Origin of the sequence: Bacillus sp. ISL-47 (assembly GCF_018613175.1) — a bacterium.
Classification (GTDB): Bacteria; Bacillota; Bacilli; order Bacillales; family Cytobacillaceae; genus Cytobacillus.
Genome location: NZ_JAGGQS010000002.1, coordinates 73514 through 93205, shown reverse-complemented (window position 1 = coordinate 93205; position 19692 = coordinate 73514). Strand labels below are relative to the sequence as shown.

The following is a 19692-nucleotide window of genomic DNA, read 5'->3' as shown; positions in this document are numbered from 1 at the left end:
GACGGATGGTGCCAGATGTGTGTGAAGGAACGCGAGAATGCTCTCAAAGTGTCAACCAATAATTCAGCTTATATATCAGTTTATGGGAAGTGAGCTAAGAATGAGATTAAAAGACTTAACTCTTGAAGAACTTGAGGACTATGAACAAGAATTGCATGAAAACGGAGAAAAGAGTAATTACGGTTATTACGCTAAACTAGTAAATGTCTATGAAGAGATGTATAAAAGGTTGGTTCCCCTAGTAAGAAAAGATCGAGCCATGCACGAATATTCGCTGAAGTATACAAAAAAACTGCTTGTTTCCTATCTGATTAAATACGGTACATATTTAAAGATGAACAACTTTAAGGATGATCGAGATGCTATTTCATCTATAAGAAAAGCACTAAGTTATGAGAAAAATATTCCCATTGCCTATTATAGATTAGGATTTTTATCTTATAAGCAAAGTGATTACAACCAAGCAGTACGCTATTTTCAAGAAGCATTGAATTATCATAAATTCGGGGATAATCCAACCTTTAGTCTAAATCAGCAGCAGGAATTTCATGCTCATATGTATCTGGCAAATAGTGCATTATATGTGGCAAGTTCAACTTATGAAGCGATGGATGAGCTTTCATACACGTCAGCAGACCAGCTGCCTAATCTATCACTTTCACCCTTATATGAAACTTTATCGGATAATGAGCAGTTTTTGCAAAATCATGCCTTTTATAAAATAACAAAAGGACATATTGAGACCTGTTCGAAAGATGCCTGCGAAGAACTTGCAGAAAATGGGGAAAAGAATGTGCTTGTTGTTTATTTTAATGACCGCGAAAATATCCTTTTCTTTAATGGAGAAGAGGCCATTATTACCCCAGGGCAGGCAAATATGATCAGGCATTTTCTGCTGTCCTCCAATGAAGAAAATCCATCCACTAGAATGACGATGAAGGACTTTTTTGGAAAGACTGGGACTGACGGAGAAGTTAAGAAGAATACCTTCATTAAATCAATAGAACGTCTTAGAGCTCGTATGAAAACATTAGATATGCCTGACATTATCGATGTTAAACAGTATAGGGGAGAAACAGCTTATTATTTCAACGAAACGGTTCAATATATTGTTCTGTTCAGAGTTGATGACGCTTTTGCGAACGACTATGTAAGCTGATGACAGGGCTGTCATCGCCTTTTTGTGATAATAAAGCTACATTCACGAAAGGGAGATGATGTTAAATGAGAAGCTGGAATACATTATTCATTCGTCAAGGATTTGCTGTGAGGGAGTACTCGGAAAATGAGTTTGATCTCTTTCATGAAACCGAAGAAAATATTGAGTTTTTAATGGAGTGCCTTCAAAAAGCAGGTGCAGACTTCACACGTCAGCATTTTTTTCTTACTATTCACTCTGAGCCTGTTACTGAAAAAGAATGGCTAGCAGCAGCTGATTTTCCTCATAGAGGGTATGGAGAAGGGCTTTGGTTCCATGCTGAAAAAGAAGAGCCGAAAGTCAGGGAATTGGATCTATATATCAGCGGCTTGGTCCGACAATTAAATCGTCTAGAATTATTTACTATGGGAAGCTGCGATGGCCATGAAAAAAGATATGCTTCCATCCAATTTCGCCCTGGTGTATCTATGGATAAAGCAGCAAAACTTTTCAGCATCATTTCTGATAAAAAAGTCAGAGTCAGAAACCAGCGATTGATTCTGCCACATTCCAGAGAGGAACTTTTAGAATTAGCTGAAAAAGCCTTGAAAATAGATGCAGCCACCTTGGAACTGGAAACGAGAAATCGACAAACAGCTGTTTTTTGACCAGCTGGAGGAACTCCTTAACATCAACGGAGAAAGCGGAAACGAGGGCAAAATCCGAAATCATGCAGAAAAGATTCTTGCTCCGCTAGTTGATCATCTAACTTTTGACAGCAAAGGCAACATCCTGGCTCAAAAACGCTATCGAGGCGGCAACGGACCGACTATTCTATTAAATGCCCATTTGGATACTGTACTTCCCATCGATCCAGGCAGAACAATATTAAAAGAAAAAAACTTCTGGACCAGCAGCTCCGGGATTCTTGGTGCAGATGACCGTGCGGGTGTAGCGGTATTGCTGCAAATGGCCAAAAACTTGGAAAAAAGCAGATTCAGCGGTACTGTAAAATTCATTTTAACCGTTGAAGAAGAAATAGGACTAGTGGGAGCTCAGCATGTTGATGATTACTTCCTCAGGGACGTAGATGCTGCTATTGTCCTTGATCGCCGCGGCACTGGTGATATCGTAGTCTCATGTGGTGGCTTCATTCCGTTCTGCGATGAAAAATATGGCCAGTTTATTAAGTCTACAGCAATAAAGGCAGGTTTAACGAACTGGAAATGCACGAATGGCGGAAGCAGTGACACTAGGGTTTGGGCTTCACTTGGGATACAGAGTGTTAATTTATCTGTTGGTTATTTTAATGAGCACACCAGTGATGAGATGCTGGATGTGGAGGGTTGTTATAATACGGTGAAGCTGGTGGACGCGGTTTTTGAGAGGGCACGGGAGCTGAGGAGAGCTTTGAGAGGAAGGGAAAGAATTAAATTGCATTTTGCTAACTAATTATTGGTTTCTCTAGACTAGGAAATTAGGGGCCGGTTCGCGTGTTTATACTCTGAAAGAGAAACATGAGAACTGTCCCTGTCTTTCACTAGAATGTTTAATTCTTAGCCAATAATCAAAAAGGAAAAATTGAGAAGCTTTTTAGAAGAATTTGTTCCTGAATTTCTAGTATAAGTAAAGCAACAAAAAGCTTCCGATTGATTCAGGAACAAATGACCGAAATGCAATGGGACGAAGCTACATATATAGAAAAAAATGAAAACGTCGATTGGAATATACGGCAAAAGCAATTTTTGGATGAGGTACAAGTTGGGGATAAGGTGTTCATTTGGAGATCAGATGGTGGCAATAAAAACACTGGAGGTGTTATTGCCTTTAGTGAAATTGTAACCGAGCCATACGAGGATAATGAAAAATAGAGATGTCAATCTGATCTTGACTACTGTTAGTGATGCTAACGAAACCTTACTTTTAGAGTTAAACATAAAAGAACATGAATTAGAATTTGTTAACAAGCTAAACTCTCTACAAGAGGAGAAAGGTGATACGACCGTTAATTTCTTACGTATTAAAGATCAAGATAGGAGCAGCTTTAAAATTCTTTTATCAACAAGTCCTACGAAAGGAAAATGAGTTTTATATAACTGTTCATACTTTCTCGTAGCCCTATGAAACGTTTATGTATAGAAACTATATGGAAGTTTATAGAGTTCTAAATGAAATCAAATGTGAGAAATCAGTTGAAGATTTAGAATTTAAAGGTTTTAGAATGTAATCCTTTACGGAACTGATGAAGAACCATATCTAATTAAAGAATATTATATTGTTGCAGTTAAGGCACAGTTTTACTGTAGAATAGGTAATAGTTCCACCAGAAATCACAACTGCCGTGGTAATCAGGTGGAGCTATTTTTCTTAAAGCAACTAAATAATATGTTAAGGATGATTTTATACCGCAAAGTCAAACCGCTGTAATTTTCTTTCTCATGCTCATCTTTTGTATATTTAAAACTCGTTTATTACAGCCACAAGAATGTACCATCTCTGCCATACTTTTTACCAGCTGTTGCCACGAATTTTACCAATTGCCGCCAATGCGTTGACCAATAGTAAAACATCAAGGGTTTGAAGTGAAAAAGCCTATTCTTTCGTATTTTACAGTGGAATTAGTCGTATGGTTTTCGCATTGCGCCCGATTCTGGAGTTTCATTTGCTATTGAATAGTATGGTTGTACAGCGCAGCAACCCACTTCATATTTTTGTCACTAACTTGAATCCACTAAAAACCATCCAACATTTATAACAGAATTTTTAGTAAGTATAAATAAGATATAAGAGTCTACTTTTTGGGCTGATCAAGTGCTTGGTAAGCTACCTGATACTTTCCTCCATCTGTAACTTCTGAATGGTACAAGGCCTTGAGGGCATTGTTTTTTTCAAGACCATGTTCAGCCTTCAGTTCTTTAAAGCGTGTATGCAGTTCTTTATTTTCCTTAATTAGTTGTTGCATTTGCGATTTTAAATACTTCAAAATATTTATCTCCTTTCTGAATCTCTGAGTTTAGCCTAATTTTTAATAGAAATAACCTGTTTAAAAAGATCCCTAAATTGCTCCCGGTCTTCTGCTGTAAAAGGCTTTGGTCCCTTTGTTCGCTGTCCGCTTTTTCTAGCCATTGCACTTAAATAACGTGTTTGTAATAATTGGTCAATATTTTCATTTGTATATCTAAATCCTTTATGGTGGAGTACGATAATTCCTTTTGCTAAACCTAGTGACGCAAGACCATAATCTTGCGTCACGATAATATCTCCTTTTTCCACTAACTTCACAATCCGATAATCTGCAGCATCTGCTCCAGAATCAACATAAATGTTTTTCACTCCGGATGGCTGTTTTGCATTAGAAAAATGAGAAAAGCTTGTAACAAGGATAACCGGAATTTCAAAATTCCTTGCTTCAGAAATAATAATATCTTTCACCGGACAAGCATCTGCATCCACATAAATTTTCATCTTTCCCCTCCTGTTAAGAAGTTCGACTTACTATTTAACTTAACCTTTTTCAACTATAAAAGGGACTGGTGACTTTTGTTTAAAAATAATCAAGAGTTCTTCCTTTGGCTGTATTTTTCTTTCCTCATATTATACTTTATAGAATTGTGTTGGCAAATGGTGGTTCAATTGCCCACAAAATAGTTTAGTGAGGGGACAGGCCCCTTTTCCCTGTACGGTGAAGCTGGTGGAGGCGATATTTGAGAGGGCACGGGAGCTGAGGAGAACTTTGACAGGAAGGGAAAAAGATAAATTGCATTTTGCTAACTAATTATCTCTAAACTAGTAAAAGAAAATTAAAACTTCATTCCAAATCAAGTATGTTCATAGAAAAAGAAACTGTGTATACTGCAGTTTCTTTTTCTATTTAAATACCCCTATAAAAAATTTGATCGGGCTCGAAATTATAATATCATTGAGATTGAAATTTTTATTTTTTTATATTGTAAATATCAGTAAATACCTATTGCTACCTATTTATATGTTGAATTTTTGTTATAATTGTTACAAACCTTGTAATGAAACGGAGTAATAGTATGGAAACAGTATTAACGAGACCTTCTGCTGCGCCTGTAATTCAAGCGCTTCGTTCAATTGGCTATAATGCAAGTACAGCGATTGCTGATTTGGTGGACAACAGCCTGGATGCGCAGTCTGTCAATATATATATTAATTTCGCTTATGGCGACAGGGATGGGATGATCACAATTTCTGATAATGGCACGGGCATGGATGAAGAGATGCTTCAGACAGCCATGAATATTGGATCCAAGGATCCGAGAGCAAAAAGGGGAGCGAATGAACTCGGACGATTTGGAATGGGTTTAAAAACTGCATCCTTTTCGCTGGGGAAACGGTTAAGTGTGCTATCCAAGAAAGATGGAGTTTATAACGAGAGATGCTGGGACCTGGATCATGTATCAGAATGCAATGAATGGCAGCTGTATACCAAAATTCCTGCAGATGTCAGGACTAAAATGGGTGAAATTGAATCCGAAAGCGGAACAATTGTCTGCATTGATAAGCTTGACCGCTTTATGGGGTATGGAGGAAAGCGCAAGCTGAAAGAAACCAGCTTCTATAATAAAGTGGCCCGGATTAATAGGCATCTCGAATTCGTATTCCATTCTATCCTTGAAAAGAGCGAAGTCGAGATGTTCATAAACGGCAAGGAAATTATGCCATGGGATCCTTTCATGCGGTATCACCCAAATACCATGGAAGGCGAAATGCAGATGCTTAGGATCAATGAGAACCGAATTAAAGTACAGTACTTTATTTTGCCGCATGCATCTCATTTAACAGAGCCGGAATACAAAAAGGCTGGCGGCTATAAAGGCTGGCGTGATCACCAGGGGCTATATATTTACCGTGAGAATCGCCTTCTTTATTTTGGCGATTGGATGGGGCTGTTTCCGAAAGATGCAGCTTCACAGCTTGCCAGGGTCCGAATAGATCTTCCAAATGCAGCCGACTCAGACTGGCAGGTGGATATCAAAAAGTCAGGCATTAACCTGCCGGAAGATGCGAAAAGAAGATTAGAGGCCATTTCCTCCATTGCGCGCAAAGTCTCTAGAGATATATTCTATTTCCGTACCCAGCCAGGTCCGAGGAATCCTTCCATAAAAGGCAGCCTGAATACATGGGAACAATCCGGGAGCGAGGATGGCCCGCAATTTATTTTAAACAGAAACCATCCCATTCTATCTGAACTTCTAAAAAATCTGGATGATGAAAATGCAAAGCTATTAAACTTGTATCTTAAATTTGTTCAGCTTGGTTCCCCAAGCAATATTATAGATTCTCCAAAGGTCCCGGAAGAAGAAGTGCAGGATGTGCCGGACAGCCAGAAAGAGCTGGTTATCCAATTTGCTTCTTCCATGCTGAAGCTGAATGTGGCTGAAAATGAAGAGCAGCTGTTTAACATTCTGTTAACACAGCCGGCCTTTGACGGCCTGAACCGGGCAACCATAAAAGCAATCACAACGGAGGCGAATTTGATTGTCAGTAATTGATAATAAGAGCCTGTTCGAACAGGCCTTTACGAATAACTATTATATGTTAAAAGCCCACTCTGCAAATTCAGAGGAAGCTGCAGAAAAAGCACTTGAATTAGCGAGAGTATTGGCATCTGGGTTTGGTCCAATTGATGATGCACAATTCCAAAAATGGTCTCTTGAAATGTTCATGAAATACAAAATTGACTTGGAGGTTCCCAAGGATTATGTCATGAGGAACTCCAAAGAAAAAAGCTGGTTTGAGCCTAAAATGGCAGCAAGCGGATTTTTCTGGACCAGGTACCGCAGATATCTGTCCGAAGCAAAAAATTGGCCGCTTGAGGCAGTTACCGCCATTGATGAAACAACCAATCAGATTATGGCATCGATTGGAAATCCAAAGTCCTTGGAGCCATTCGATAAGCGCGGCCTTGTATTGGGTTATGTCCAGTCAGGTAAAACAGCCAACTTCACAGGCTTGATCAATAAAGCTTATGATGTCGGCTATAAGCTGATCATTGTACTGTCAGGTATTCATAATGATTTAAGAGCCCAGACACAGATACGTTTGAATGAAGAGGTAATTGGAAACCGGACAGATAAGGATGGCAATCCAATCGGAGTTGCACAAATTTATGCGAATACCGCTGAGCATATCATTTCATCATGGACAACAGAAGTAAATGATATCAAGTCCAGCCAAAGAGGAACCAGCAACCTGAACTCGCCAACCCTGATGGTTGTAAAGAAAAACAAAACGGTTCTGGAGTCGCTCAGAGATCAATTAATCAATCACCGTGATTTATATAATCTGGATATCCCCGTCTTAATTGTTGATGACGAGGCAGACCAGGCGTCCGTTGACACTTCCAATCCAGATAAAAATGAAGATCCAAAGACGATTAATCGTTTAATCCGGCAGATACTTGAAGTGTTTAATCGAAAAGCTTTTGTGGGCTACACGGCAACACCGTTTGCCAATCTTCTGATCAGCAAAGAAGGAAGGACAGATGAGGAAGGAGATGACCTGTATCCGAAAGATTTCCTCGTCGGCCTGCCAAAGCCTAAGGAATATTGCGGTCCTGAAGAATATTTCAATGTGGAAGAAGATGCAGAAGACACTCGTCCAAGTCTGATCCGCCATCTGCGGCAGGAAGATCTTGAAGTGTTTACGACGATTAAAAAGAAATCCGATGCAGATAAATTTGAGGAAGTGCCACCGCAGATGCGTGAAGCCATGCTTGAATTCCTTCTTGTGATTGCCATCCGCAATTTGAGAGGGCAAAGAAAGAAGCATAATTCCATGCTTATTCATACATCACGCTTTAAAGACGTTCAATCGAGTGTAAAAGATGAAGTTTCACGCACTTTTGATTCCATCTCAAAACAGCTGCAATATAATCCTGAAAGCACTGTGATAGCAGAGATGCAGGAGCTTTATGAAAATGACATCCTCCCTGTGAGCAGGGATTGGCCTAACGAAAACCACAAGGAATACGGCTGGAATGAAGTATATGAAGAACTGAGAAAATGCTGCGAGACGATTCAGGTATTTGAAATCAATGGAAACAGCCGGGATGCGCTGGATTACCATCAATATAAAGAAGATGGTCTGAATGTAATAGCCGTAGGCGGAGACAAATTATCCCGCGGTCTTACACTTGAAGGCTTAAGCATCACCTATTACTTCCGGAACACGCTAATGTATGACACGCTCATGCAGATGGGGCGCTGGTTTGGTTACAGGAAGGGCTATATGGATCTTTGCCGCATCTATACATCAGATGAGATTGCTTCGAATTTTGAACATCTGGCCATTGCCATGATTCAGTTGCGCCAGGAATTCGACAGGCTTGCTGCCTTGAAAAAAACTCCTTCTGAATATGCTGTGAAGATGCTGAGCCATCCAACAATGATGCTTACCAGTCCGCTGAAAATGAGAAACGCAGTATCGACTAATGTCATTTATGCAGGAACTCTTCAGCAGACCAGGCTATTTGATCCAAGTGAAGAAATTCTAAAAGGGAATATGGAAGCTGCTGTAAAGGTGGCAAACAAGCTTCCCCTAGAAAAGACTGCCTACAGAAAGACAAACTTTTATACGGCTTCTGGTGTGAAATCAGACATGATCAAAGAATTTTTGTCTGAATATCAGACAGCGGACAGCAATATTGTCAATTCAGCTTTAATTGCTGATTATATTGATCGCGCTAATCATGAGGGTGAGCTGACGGATTGGACAGTTGCAATAGTAGAAGGGAATCCTTCAGCATCTTCTGGTTTATCAGATTATCCTGTTGAATTAGGAAAGATTCGCTTGAAATCTGCAGCCCCTCTTGGTAAGAAAGTGAAAGCGCCGGAGAGCAAGCATCAAATCAGGGACATTGGGGCCATTGTGTCTCCAAACCATGAGTACATGGACCTTGACTATGAAGAAATAAAAGGAATCAAAGACCGTACAGAAAAACGCAGAATGCGTGACAAAGAAAAAGGTTTAATGCTGATTTATCCGCTGCATCCAGAAGTCGAGATCTTTAGCAGTCTGGATGTTGAATTCTCGTCAAAACTAGTGCCAATTGGAATCGCCTTTTCTTTTCCGGGTACCGAAATTGACGATACAAGCGTCTACCAGACTAATAAAACAGTCTGAATAACTTTATTTAAGGAGAGTAGCTGTGTTGAACCTAAAAATAGAGTTTGAACAAATGATCCAAGAGCTTAATAATCAGGACGATAGTGAGGTATATAAGCTGAATGTCCTGACATACGAGAGCCCTGTTATGTTTGCAGGAATCGATCCTGCGAATCATCACCGTCAGCTTTACATTGATCTCGGAACGGAAGCATGGGACGACAGCCAGGAAAGAGCCCTTCCAAAATGGCGGGGCATGTCTGTCAAAGTGGAATACTTTGAAAAGATATTTCTCTTAAAAGAGCATTATTTTCTTGTAATCCGTCAAGAGGATGAACAAAGCCCTGAAATTTTCGATGTGGTCCTCCAGAATCTCGCTGAACATTTAATTGCGGAAAAAGAAGATTCGCTATTTTCTACTGTATATAAGGTACTTGACAGATGGAGGACTTTCTTTCAGCGAGGCGGATTTAAACGGCTTTCTGATGAACAGCAGCGGGGGCTATTTGGGGAATTATGGTTTATCAATGAATGGCTGGACAACCACCCAGGCCAGCCCCCTCTCATTATTGAGCAATGGGAGGGGCCGACCAAGGGGCGGATTGACTTCAAAGGTTCCAGGTGCGGGCTTGAAATCAAAACAGTGATTGATAAATTATCCAAAACCATTAAAATATCAAATGAGAACCAGCTTAAGTTAAGTGAAGCCGTTTCTTCAATTTATCTATATGTCTGCTTTCTTGAACAAAGCCGGACACATGGCATGAGTCTTCAGGAGCTGGCAGGACAGGTCCGTGCCAAGCTTGCAAAACGATCTGAACGAATTGCACTTATATACAGCGATTTAATGACTGATCTCGGCTTTAGGGAAGAAGAATATGGGGATACATTGTTTTTTGTGGAAAAAACAGAGGTTTATGAAGCAGGGGAAGATTTTCCTCGGCTGTTAAAAGAGCATCTGCCAAAGGGAATTTCCCATGTTAGCTATAATATTGATCTGACTCATTGTACGGAATATGAGAAAGATCCGGAAACCATATATCAAATGTTTAGAGTGGAAGGGTAAAAGATGATAGAAACTAGACAAAGAAAAGAATTTCTCCTCGATTTCATGGAAGAACTGGAAGAAAAAGCAATAAAAACGGGCAGCTATCAGGTTCCATTCCTGGAGAAAATGATTTCCTTTATGGACAGGCCTGACGATCCGGAAATCCTTATTCCTCCTTATAAAGATACGGCAAAAAATATTGCCGTAAATGCCTATTCTTATGATGATGAGAACCAAGTTTTAGACCTGTATGTGGCCGATTACAATTTTGAGCAGAACGAAGAAGATCTGCTTACTATCAATATGACTGCTGTCACGGAAATTGCCAATCGGGTAAAGCGCTTTGTCACAAATGCAAAGTCTCTTCTTCAGACCATTGACCATTCATTAGAAGCTTATGATCTTGCAAAAGTCATAGATGAAGAGATGGAGAATATTAATGAGATCAATATCTTTGTAGTGACAAACCTGTACTATTCTTCAAATAAGCCGGTAGAGATGACAATTCCAGGCATCGAAACGGTAAACGTCCAGGTTTGGGATATTGACCGGGTCCAGCAGCTGATCACTTCCGAGCAGGCTGTCGAGACAGATTACATTGATTTTGATAGAGACTATGGTGAAACATTCGAGATGATGTTTGTTCCGGATCCATCTAGCGGAGTAAAGGAATTTGACTGCTATGTTGGCTATATTTCAGCTGAATTGCTTGCTAAAGCCTATGATGAATGGGGTCAAAAGCTGGTTGAGCGAAATGTTCGTTCTTTCCTTCAGGCAAGGGGCGGAACCAACAAAGGAATTCGCGATACGCTAAATGATCCATTCCAGCGCAAGATGTTTGTGGCCTATAACAATGGGATTTCAACCGTGGCGCGTACAGGTGAATTTGAGCCTGTAAAAGATGGAGTGAATCAATATAAAATCAAAGGCCTCAGCGGCTGGCAAATTGTGAATGGCGGCCAGACAACAGCCTCCATTCACAAGGCTTATAAGGAAGGAATCAGCCTGAAGGATGTCTACGTCCAAGCAAAACTGACAATCCTTCAAGTTAATGAATTCGTTTCGAAGGATCAGCACCTGCTGGAAGATGAAATGATCTCCCGCATTTCACAATATGCCAATACGCAAAACAAGATCAATAAATCTGATCTATTAGCCAATACACGCTTCATGTCCGATCTGGAGAAATTCTCGCGCAATATCTGGATTCCGGCAAAAGACGGAAGAAGGCCAGAAAGCAAATGGTACTTCGAACGTGCCAGAGGCCAGTATATGGTGGACATCAACCGCCGCAAGCGAGGAAAAGAGCAGACAGATTTCAAAAAGCAGTATCCGAAAGATAAGGTCCTTACAAAAGTCGATTTGGCTAAATACTTTATGTCTTGGGAAGGTTATCCTCACGTTTCAAGTAAGGGCGGAGAGGAAGCATTCAAGAAGTTCATGGACCTGAACAAGAGCTTCTGGAGCGGCAGCACACAGGATAAGATTACTCTATCCGTGTATCAGAAATTAATTGCCAGAGCCATCATTAATCAGCGCGTCAAAGAAATCGTTGATGAAATGAAGCTGAGAGGCTACAAGGCAAATGTCATTTACTATACAGTGGCAATGCTTCACCACCTCTACAGCGAGCAAATTGATTTGGTTGGTGTATGGGAAGAACAGGCGCTATCAGAGAAATGGGATGATATTGTACGTACGATTGCAGATAAGACTTTGTTCTATCTGAAAGAATCTGCTGGTGAGCGGAACGTGACGCAGTGGGCAAAACAGGAAGCTTGCTGGATACAGTTTAAAGAAACCTGCTCCCAGGAACTGAAAAACTTAATTTAACAGAAAAACACCCTAATCTTCTGATAAAGATTCAGGGTGTTTTTCCTTTAAAACTGAATTGCTTTTAATAAATTCAGCTATGGAGTCAACTGCAGTATCAAAGTCCTGTTTGAACTCATGCTCCCAGATGCGCATCACTTTCCAGCCGTTATCCTGATAATACTGATTCACTTCTTGATCTCTGCTTACATTGCGAGCCAGTTTTTTTGTCCAATACTCCTGATTGGACTTTGGCATATTGCCGTGAATCGGGCAGCAATGCCAGAAACAAGAGTCTATAAAGATGACAATTTTATACTTCTTAATGGAGATATCGGGTTTGCCGAACATTTTCGCATTTTTACGGAACCGAAAGCCTCGCCTCCAGAGAGCCTTTGTGATGGCATTTTCCAGCATAGACTGAGATTTGATGGCTCTCATGTTATTGGAACGCTGTTCTTTTGTTATTTTTTCAGGCATGGAATCACGTCCGGTTTTCAGTTTATATTGGAATCTTACCCAGGAGTGCCGAACATTACACCATTTGACATGAATCGAAGAAAAATAATTATGTTATAATTGAAAAGTTGACTAAAACAATTGAACGAACGAATGTTCTGGTTTAAAATATAGATAGAAAGATTACTTCTAATAGAAGTGAGGTTTTAAGATGGAGAAACTTAAAGTAATGGATCTTTTTGCAGGGGCAGGCGGTCTCAGCAGCGGCTTTGAACAGACCGGGAAATTCAAAGTGAAAGTCGCTGTCGAAATAAATGAGAACGCAAGAAAAACCTACGAAATGAACCATGGAGACGTTATTTTACATAAAGATATTACAAAGCTTAAGTATGTAAATGACGATGGTGAAAAGATTGATGAATTCCGAGATATTGATGTGGTAATCGGCGGCCCTCCATGCCAGGGGTTTTCCAATGCCAACCGCCAGCAGAATACTCTCATCTCATCGAACAATCAGCTTGTAAAAGAATATCTGCGTGCGATTGAAGAGATTCGTCCGAAAGCTTTTGTAATGGAAAATGTAAGGACATTGGAATCCGAGAAACATAAGTTCTTTCTGAATGAAAGTGACGAAGATGAACTCGTTAAGCTGGGAATTGAGCCGGCAGAAGAACATATTAAAATTGGCAAAAGCACATCATACGCTGATAAATTAAGAGAATTCCTTCTAAATGCTTACACAGAGGGAATAGAATTAACACCATTCATGATAAATAAGGACTTAATGTCCAAATTAACTTCACTACTAAAACATTCTAAGAAGCAATCAAACAAAGATCTACTGAACTTCATACAGAAAGAAACAAACCAAAAATATTTATTAAAGACAGTAAACCAGCAATGGCTTGATCAGCACAGTGAATACTGGGACAGCCTGTATCAATTAGACTGGGCAGATCTAGGCGAAACATTGAAAAATTTAATGGACGGAAATGATCAAGATAACAGTTCATTTAAAGAAAAACTCGAGAATATCATAGAAGCACAAAAAGTCATTTATAAGATTTCAGAGGTTATTGACAACAAAGTTAAACTCTTTGATATACAGGTGAAACAGCATGAACTTGAAATCACCACCAAATCCTTCAATGTGTTTAACTATATAAAAAGAAAGCTGTCTAACTTAGGCTATGTCTTTAATGAAGACAAATATATTTTCAATGCTGGTCAATACGGTGTTGCACAGGAAAGAAGAAGATTAATTCTGATGGGCATCAGAAAAGATTGTTTGAAAGCTGCAGCGGTAGTGACACCAGAGCCATTATTTCAAAACAGGGAAGAGTACAACAAAATCTATGATGCGATTGGTGACTTAGAGAACATTTCGCCGGAAGTTGACGTAAAAAGAGATGAAATCTGTAAGGATTCTCATCGTACATTAATCGGCAGTCCATTAAATGCATACCTTAACAACAGTGATAAAATCTTTAATCATGTAAGAACAGAAACTCGTGAGGTAGCTTTGAAAAGATTTCAGTCTCTTAAAGAGGGTCAAAACTTTCATGATTTGGACGAGTCTTTAAAAACTACCTACACAGATCATAGCAGAACACAGAATACTATCTATAGAAGACTTGCTTATAATGAACCTTCTGATACAGTACTTAATGCAAGAAAATCGATGTGGGTGCATCCTGCTAAAGACAGAGCTATAAGTATTAGGGAAGCTGCTAGGCTGCAATCTTTCCAGGATTCTTATAAATTTTTTGGGTCAAAGGACTCTCAGTATCAGCAAATAGGGAATGCGGTCCCTCCGCTGCTTGCAAGGGCGATTGCTGAAGCGCTATTGCAGTCAATGGGAGTAAATGCAGAAGAAAAATTAAAGAAGATTTTACTCAATGAAGTTAAAAGTGAAAATACATCAAAAGAGGTTAATACTCCCGAAATTTTAAGCTTACAGGGAAATGTCTAATAAAGACATTGCCTGTAAGCTTTTTATTGTTTCTAAAAGTTGTACTGAACTGTTCACAACTAGTGATGGACTAGCTCTTCCATTATATTGCGAGACAGAGAAGTGAGTTTTTCCTAATACTCCGCTAAGGATAATTTTATTGTTTTTCTTGATATGATGCATTTATAAAGTGATAATAAATCTGAGAAGATATGGAAATATGAGCTTGTTACGATAGGCTATTATAAAAAATCATTTTAAGGAGCAATAAAGTGAGCAAAGAAGATACTATTTTAATTAAAATTGGAGTCTCATATAGAGAAGGAATGACACCTGAAGAGTTGTATCATGCAACTAGCGTTAGCTGGGTAATTAGCGAGAATAGACTCCGTTCTGGTGATTTGAAATATTTTTGTGCGGTTTATAATAACGAAATTAAAGAGATTTATAATCTAAATGATTATGAAAAGGATAATAATCCTGATAATAAAGGCCGTTTTATTTTGTTTGGCGAAATAGCTGAAGATCCAATTAGGTCAAAACTTCTAGACCTTAATGTTCGAGATATACACAAAGGTTCAGGTAATCCAATTAAATATGTAAAAATGGAAGATTTATTATCAAAGGTTAATAACGATGGTCTGAGAGAAACAGAGACCCCAGATAACTCAATGAAATCAATTTTTATGTCCATAGCCAAAAATAATTCGGAAATTAGAACTTTAAGTACAAATAAGCTTAATTGGATAACAAATTTTAACGAAGAAGAGATACTTGTTGAAACTGAATCATCAAGAGAGAGGTTTTCACAAGGTGAAGAACAAAAACCATATGCTACTATTACTTACGATTACCTGTTAACAGCATGGGAAGAATTTTTAAATGTTAGGATAGCTTCATCAAATGACTTTATTAAGACAAAAGGCAGGTCTGGGTTTATCATGTCATTTTTTCATGAATTGCCTTTTGTTGATAAAATCGTAAGTAATAACATACTGTATATAAATTGAAAGAGTTTACTACAGACCAGCTACCAGAAGCAAGTTTGGAGCAGACAATGCAGCTCTTAAACGAAATTATTAACCAGGATATAAACCCAAAAGAAATATCTCAAAAATATAAAGAAGACTCAATAAAAAGGCTGAAGCTCCGTGCTCGTCAGGGGCTAAAATTATTGGGTTTCTTAAATGGGGAATATCAAATCCAGCAAAGTATTTTAAATGGATATATTGATGCTGTTAATAAAAACGAATATCTTTCAAAACTAATGCTGCACCATCCATACTTTTTGGTGATTTATCAGATACTTTCTTTATTAAAAGGAATAAATAAAACAGATAAGCTTTCATTACTTTCAGAAATTGGGATGATAATTGTCAGAAATTCCAAGGGCTCTAATTTAATGGAACCCTCTGTTTCCCAGTATAGGACAAGAAATATTCTGAATTGGCTTAGAGAAACAGGTTTGGTGAATGAGGAGTGGGATGTATTAGATGATAAGTTAGATGCGAAATACACCTTTTTATCAAGTTTATCAATGGTGAGAGAAGATAAGTCTAAAATATATTCTTTAAATGAAATAATCGAACACATAAATCAATACATAGCTAGTAAAGGCTTCTATTACCCAAAAGAAGAAGTCATCAACTTATTTCTATCTCTAAAAACCAAACCCTTTGTGATCCTATCAGGTATCTCTGGAACAGGTAAAACCAAAATGGTTCAATGGTTTGCCGAGAGTTTAGGGGTTACAGAGAAAAATGGGCAGTTTACTTTAATTCCTGTTCGTCCTGATTGGAGTGACGGATCTGATCTATTAGGTTATGTAGATATTAAAGGAGATTTTAAAGAGGGACCATTAACTAAAGCTATTAAAGCTGCCCAAGAGCATCCTGATTTGCCTTACTTTGTTCTTTTAGATGAGATGAACTTGGCGCGAGTTGAATATTACTTCAGTGATATTCTCAGTGTGATGGAGAGTAGAAGGTGGGAGGATGGGAAGGTTGTTTCTTCCACTTTATTATCGGAGGAGGTCGCAAAAGAAGAGGTCACACTTCCTAATAATCTTTTTGTTATTGGAACCGTTAATATGGATGAAACGACGCACCCATTTAGTAAGAAGGTTTTAGACCGTGCCAATACGATTGAGTTTAATCGAGTGGAGTTGGATAATTTAACTTTTCTCCAGGATCTTGAGGACATAGATCCATTAGAAATAGGACAAGGTCAGCTTGCTTCAAAATATTTGCATTTGAAGGATCTATACAAAGTAGATAAAGAGATTATCGAAAAGGCTACAAGTGAGCTGGTAAAGATTAATAAGTCACTTCAACTTATTAATGCACATATCGGTTATCGGGTTAGGGATGAAATCACCTTCTATCTTGCCTATAACAAAGAAGGTGATCTAATGATTTTTGAGGAAGCATTTGATCATTGTATACTTCAAAAGATCCTGCCGCGTCTGTCTGGAAGTGACTCAAGAATTGATCAGCTGCTAAGGGAGTTATATCTGCTATTTACTAATACTGAGTATCAGGAGGATGAAGATTCTCCGATCGATGAAGAAAGTGCTATTTATCCCAAGAGCGCTCGAAAAGTGATTGAGATGCTTAGGAGGTTACAAGCAGATGGCTTTACGTCCTTCTGGATCTCGTGATGATGTTGAACTAGTTAAAATCGAAACAGAAGATTTTTCTCTCGTGGTAAAAGGAAAGCCTTATCATGAGAGGTATGAAGGGTTAAAACAATATCGCGCAATGGATAGGCATGATATCATGCAGTTTTCTGTTCAAGGGGATATGGTAAATCAGATACTAATCTATGATATTGAAGCACAGTTACTCCAGGAATCTACTCAATTAAGACCGATATTTTTCGAAAATGGTGTTTATCAGGTTATTGTAATACCTAAAACAAGCAGAGACTTAGCCTTTTATCATGAGCATCCTGGCTTAAGGCAATCCGTCGCCAGAGTAGAAATTGCAAACACTTATATGTTAATGGGGAATTTACAGTTTCAGAATGAAGTAGGGTTAACAACCTTCGAAATTAGAGAAGGCAGCGAAAAGCTCTTAGAGGTAACGTTAGAGGTTTTTCCCGCAAAGCTTGATTATAAAGACGATTATAAAAAATTATTAGAAGAAGTTAACGACGAAATTTATAATCTCGCCTTTCATTTTATACGGAAAACCTATTTAGGAGCTAGAGTAAAACTGGATGGCAAGCCTTCCAGGAGTGAATTTTACCGATTAATTAGCAAGCATTTTGACCAGTTTCTGCAGGCAATTAACCGTATTGAACGGCAGCCTCATCACCTTCTCCAGAAAACGTATGAAAAGGTTAGGGGAGACCAATTAAATAAGCTGGACACTAGAAGCAGGAGCTATTTGCAAAAAAGACCTCATCTATTTACAGAGGTTTCAAATGGCATCCATATCAATAACAAAACACTTATGCCAACCGAAGGTCTCCGAGTTAAAAAGGAGCTTACCTTTGATACATTTGAAAATCGATATGTGAAATGGATGATGGAGCGGGTTACACATAAGCTTTATGATTTACTCAAGACATTGAGGAATAAAACATCGAGATGGGAAACAGAACCTGACGCTGATCTTTTAGATAAACTTATCGAGATGATTAAGCAGTTAGAGGGGAAGCAAAAGAGTCCTTTTTGGAGGGGAATAAAAAAACTGGATCGCTCAATCCTTAGCTTGGTTTTGCAAATGGCACCAGGCTATCGAGATGCTTTTCAGATCTATCTGACGGTTTCCAAAGGGTTAATGCTTCAAGGAAAGCTTTATCAAATGTCTGTGAAAGATGTAGCAACACTCTATGAATATTGGACTTTCTTGAAGCTCGGACAAATTCTTGATAAAAAATATCAGCTCGTCAGCCAGGACATTATTCAAGTTAACCGTGAAGGACTATTCGTAAATCTTCGAACCAACAAATCAGCGACAAGAAAATATAAGCACCCTTATACCAAAGAAGAAATTATACTGGCTTACCAAAAGTATGAAAGTGGTTTGCCTACAATTCCTCAGAAACCGGATACAATGCTCAGCATCGCTAAAAAGGGGAAAGACTTTACCTATAATTATGTATTTGATGCCAAGTATCGAATCGATTACGCCCAGGAAGGAAGCTATTATCAAAATCGTTATAAGCACCCCGGCCCGCTTGAAGATGATATCAACACCATGCATCGATATCGAGATTCAATTGTGGCCTATAATAATGGCCCATATGAAAGAACAGCTTTTGGAGCTTATGTACTTTTTCCTTGGTCTTATGAAGAGCTTTACCAGGAACATCACTTCTATAAAAGCATCGATAAAGTCAATATCGGAGGGCTGCCATTTCTGCCGAATGCAACGGACATAGTCGAAAGATTCGTGGAGAGACTTATTGAAAAAAGCCCTGAGGAAATCCAGGAGGAAGGAATTTTGCCTAGGGGTACATTGGAGGAGTGGGAATCCGGTCTAGATGAGAAGGTTCTTGTCGGGCTTGTTAGAAGTCGAGAAGAATATGTCAGCTATAAACAGACCGGCTGCTATCGTATTCCGGTTGAGAAACTAAAAACCGGATGGCAAGAGACAAAGTATATTGCCCTTTATGTGAAGAATGGCGTAACAAAGCAAAATGGTGTTATTTGTTATGGCAGAGTTAAGGAAATTATGCCAGAGAAATTAGGAACCACTGAATATATGCAATTTGTAGTTGAACATTGGATCAACTGTAACCATATCATTAAGCCAGTTGGTTATGGTATTGCCGAATATATGCATACAACATTGAGCAATTTGAAAGAGTCCACAGAGCTTCCAGAGCTGTTTATGAAGTCGAAGGAAGAAAAAACGTTATGGAGAATGCTAAGAAGGATCTCCGACAGAATATCCATTGAACTGAACTCAGCTAATCTTGATATGGCTACTAAGGTTGAGGAATATAGGATCAAAGATATCTTGATAAAGATTAATAAAGAAAATAAAGAAGTTTATCTGGTAGGGGAGAGTGATCAAAAAACTGTATCCTTAGATACATTACGAAAAAATACACCCTCTGTTTTTAGAGAATTAATTGATATGTTAGACAGGGCTCATTAGAAAATTCTATGCTGTGAATCATATAAAGGTGAGGATTATA

Annotated in this window: 15 protein-coding genes; 12 read left to right on the top strand and 3 right to left on the bottom strand. The window is 38.7% G+C overall.

The genetic code is table 11. From position 1 onward, the window contains the following. Positions 1 to 100: 100 nt before the first annotated feature. From J7I93_RS01095 to J7I93_RS01085, 4 genes are all read left to right on the top strand, one after another. Positions 101 to 1159 (top strand): tetratricopeptide repeat protein, encoded by a 1059-nt coding sequence (locus tag J7I93_RS01095; RefSeq protein ID WP_214987738.1) that lies wholly within the window; start codon positions 101 to 103, stop codon positions 1157 to 1159. Positions 1160 to 1224: 65 nt separating this feature from the next. Beyond that, positions 1225 to 1806: a hypothetical protein gene (locus J7I93_RS25035; protein ID WP_214987740.1), complete on the top strand. Its 582-nt coding sequence runs from the start codon at positions 1225 to 1227 to the stop codon at positions 1804 to 1806. Beyond that, positions 1754 to 2590 carry a M20/M25/M40 family metallo-hydrolase gene (locus J7I93_RS25030; RefSeq protein ID WP_214987742.1) on the top strand — a complete coding sequence of 279 codons (837 nt, stop codon included), beginning with the start codon at positions 1754 to 1756 and terminating at the stop codon, positions 2588 to 2590. The genes J7I93_RS25035 and J7I93_RS25030 overlap by 53 nt, the downstream gene beginning before the upstream one ends. A gap of 197 nt (positions 2591 to 2787) precedes the next feature. Next, on the top strand, positions 2788 to 3009 hold the full coding sequence (locus tag J7I93_RS01085; protein ID WP_214987744.1) for an EVE domain-containing protein: 222 nt from the start codon (positions 2788 to 2790) through the stop codon (positions 3007 to 3009). Positions 3010 to 3929: 920 nt separating this feature from the next. Here J7I93_RS01085 and J7I93_RS01080 read toward each other — a convergent pair. Then, positions 3930 to 4121 (bottom strand): hypothetical protein, encoded by a 192-nt coding sequence (locus J7I93_RS01080; RefSeq protein ID WP_009333869.1) that lies wholly within the window; start codon positions 4119 to 4121, stop codon positions 3930 to 3932. Positions 4122 to 4156: 35 nt separating this feature from the next. Beyond that, positions 4157 to 4603: a YaiI/YqxD family protein gene (locus J7I93_RS01075; RefSeq protein ID WP_214722592.1), complete on the bottom strand. Its 447-nt coding sequence runs from the start codon at positions 4601 to 4603 to the stop codon at positions 4157 to 4159. 575 nt (positions 4604 to 5178) lie between these two features. Here J7I93_RS01075 and J7I93_RS01070 point away from each other — a divergent pair. From J7I93_RS01070 to J7I93_RS01055, 4 genes are read left to right on the top strand one after another with little or no spacing between them, the layout of a single operon-like run. Beyond that, positions 5179 to 6657, top strand: a complete 1479-nt coding sequence (locus J7I93_RS01070; protein WP_214722591.1) for an ATP-binding protein — start codon at positions 5179 to 5181, stop codon at positions 6655 to 6657. Then, on the top strand, positions 6644 to 9289 hold the full coding sequence (locus J7I93_RS01065; RefSeq protein WP_214722590.1) for a Z1 domain-containing protein: 2646 nt from the start codon (positions 6644 to 6646) through the stop codon (positions 9287 to 9289). The genes J7I93_RS01070 and J7I93_RS01065 overlap by 14 nt, the downstream gene beginning before the upstream one ends. A gap of 25 nt (positions 9290 to 9314) precedes the next feature. Beyond that, positions 9315 to 10337 carry a PD-(D/E)XK motif protein gene (locus tag J7I93_RS01060; protein ID WP_214722589.1) on the top strand — a complete coding sequence of 341 codons (1023 nt, stop codon included), beginning with the start codon at positions 9315 to 9317 and terminating at the stop codon, positions 10335 to 10337. Positions 10338 to 10340: 3 nt separating this feature from the next. After that, positions 10341 to 12152 carry an AIPR family protein gene (locus J7I93_RS01055; RefSeq protein ID WP_214722588.1) on the top strand — a complete coding sequence of 604 codons (1812 nt, stop codon included), beginning with the start codon at positions 10341 to 10343 and terminating at the stop codon, positions 12150 to 12152. A 12-nt stretch (positions 12153 to 12164) separates the two neighbouring features. On the opposite strand, the gene J7I93_RS01050 is transcribed toward J7I93_RS01055, so the two are convergent. Then, positions 12165 to 12611, bottom strand: coding sequence for a very short patch repair endonuclease (locus J7I93_RS01050; protein ID WP_214722587.1), 447 nt, complete (start codon positions 12609 to 12611; stop codon positions 12165 to 12167). 190 nt (positions 12612 to 12801) lie between these two features. Here J7I93_RS01050 and J7I93_RS01045 point away from each other — a divergent pair, with 190 nt between their 5' ends. The 4 genes from J7I93_RS01045 (at position 12802) to J7I93_RS01030 (ending at position 19652) form a co-directional block, all read left to right on the top strand. After that, positions 12802 to 14562, top strand: coding sequence for a DNA cytosine methyltransferase (locus J7I93_RS01045; RefSeq protein WP_214722586.1), 1761 nt, complete (start codon positions 12802 to 12804; stop codon positions 14560 to 14562). A gap of 251 nt (positions 14563 to 14813) precedes the next feature. Continuing rightward, the gene (locus tag J7I93_RS01040) at positions 14814 to 15551 is read left to right on the top strand and encodes a hypothetical protein (RefSeq protein ID WP_214722585.1); all 738 of its coding nucleotides are present in this window, start codon (positions 14814 to 14816) and stop codon (positions 15549 to 15551) included. Continuing rightward, positions 15548 to 17200: an McrB family protein gene (locus J7I93_RS01035; protein ID WP_214987745.1), complete on the top strand. Its 1653-nt coding sequence runs from the start codon at positions 15548 to 15550 to the stop codon at positions 17198 to 17200. The genes J7I93_RS01040 and J7I93_RS01035 overlap by 4 nt, the downstream gene beginning before the upstream one ends. Beyond that, complete coding sequence (locus J7I93_RS01030; RefSeq protein ID WP_214722584.1) at positions 17172 to 19652, top strand: restriction endonuclease-like protein; 2481 nt, start codon at positions 17172 to 17174, stop codon at positions 19650 to 19652. The genes J7I93_RS01035 and J7I93_RS01030 overlap by 29 nt, the downstream gene beginning before the upstream one ends. Positions 19653 to 19692 lie beyond the last annotated feature (40 nt).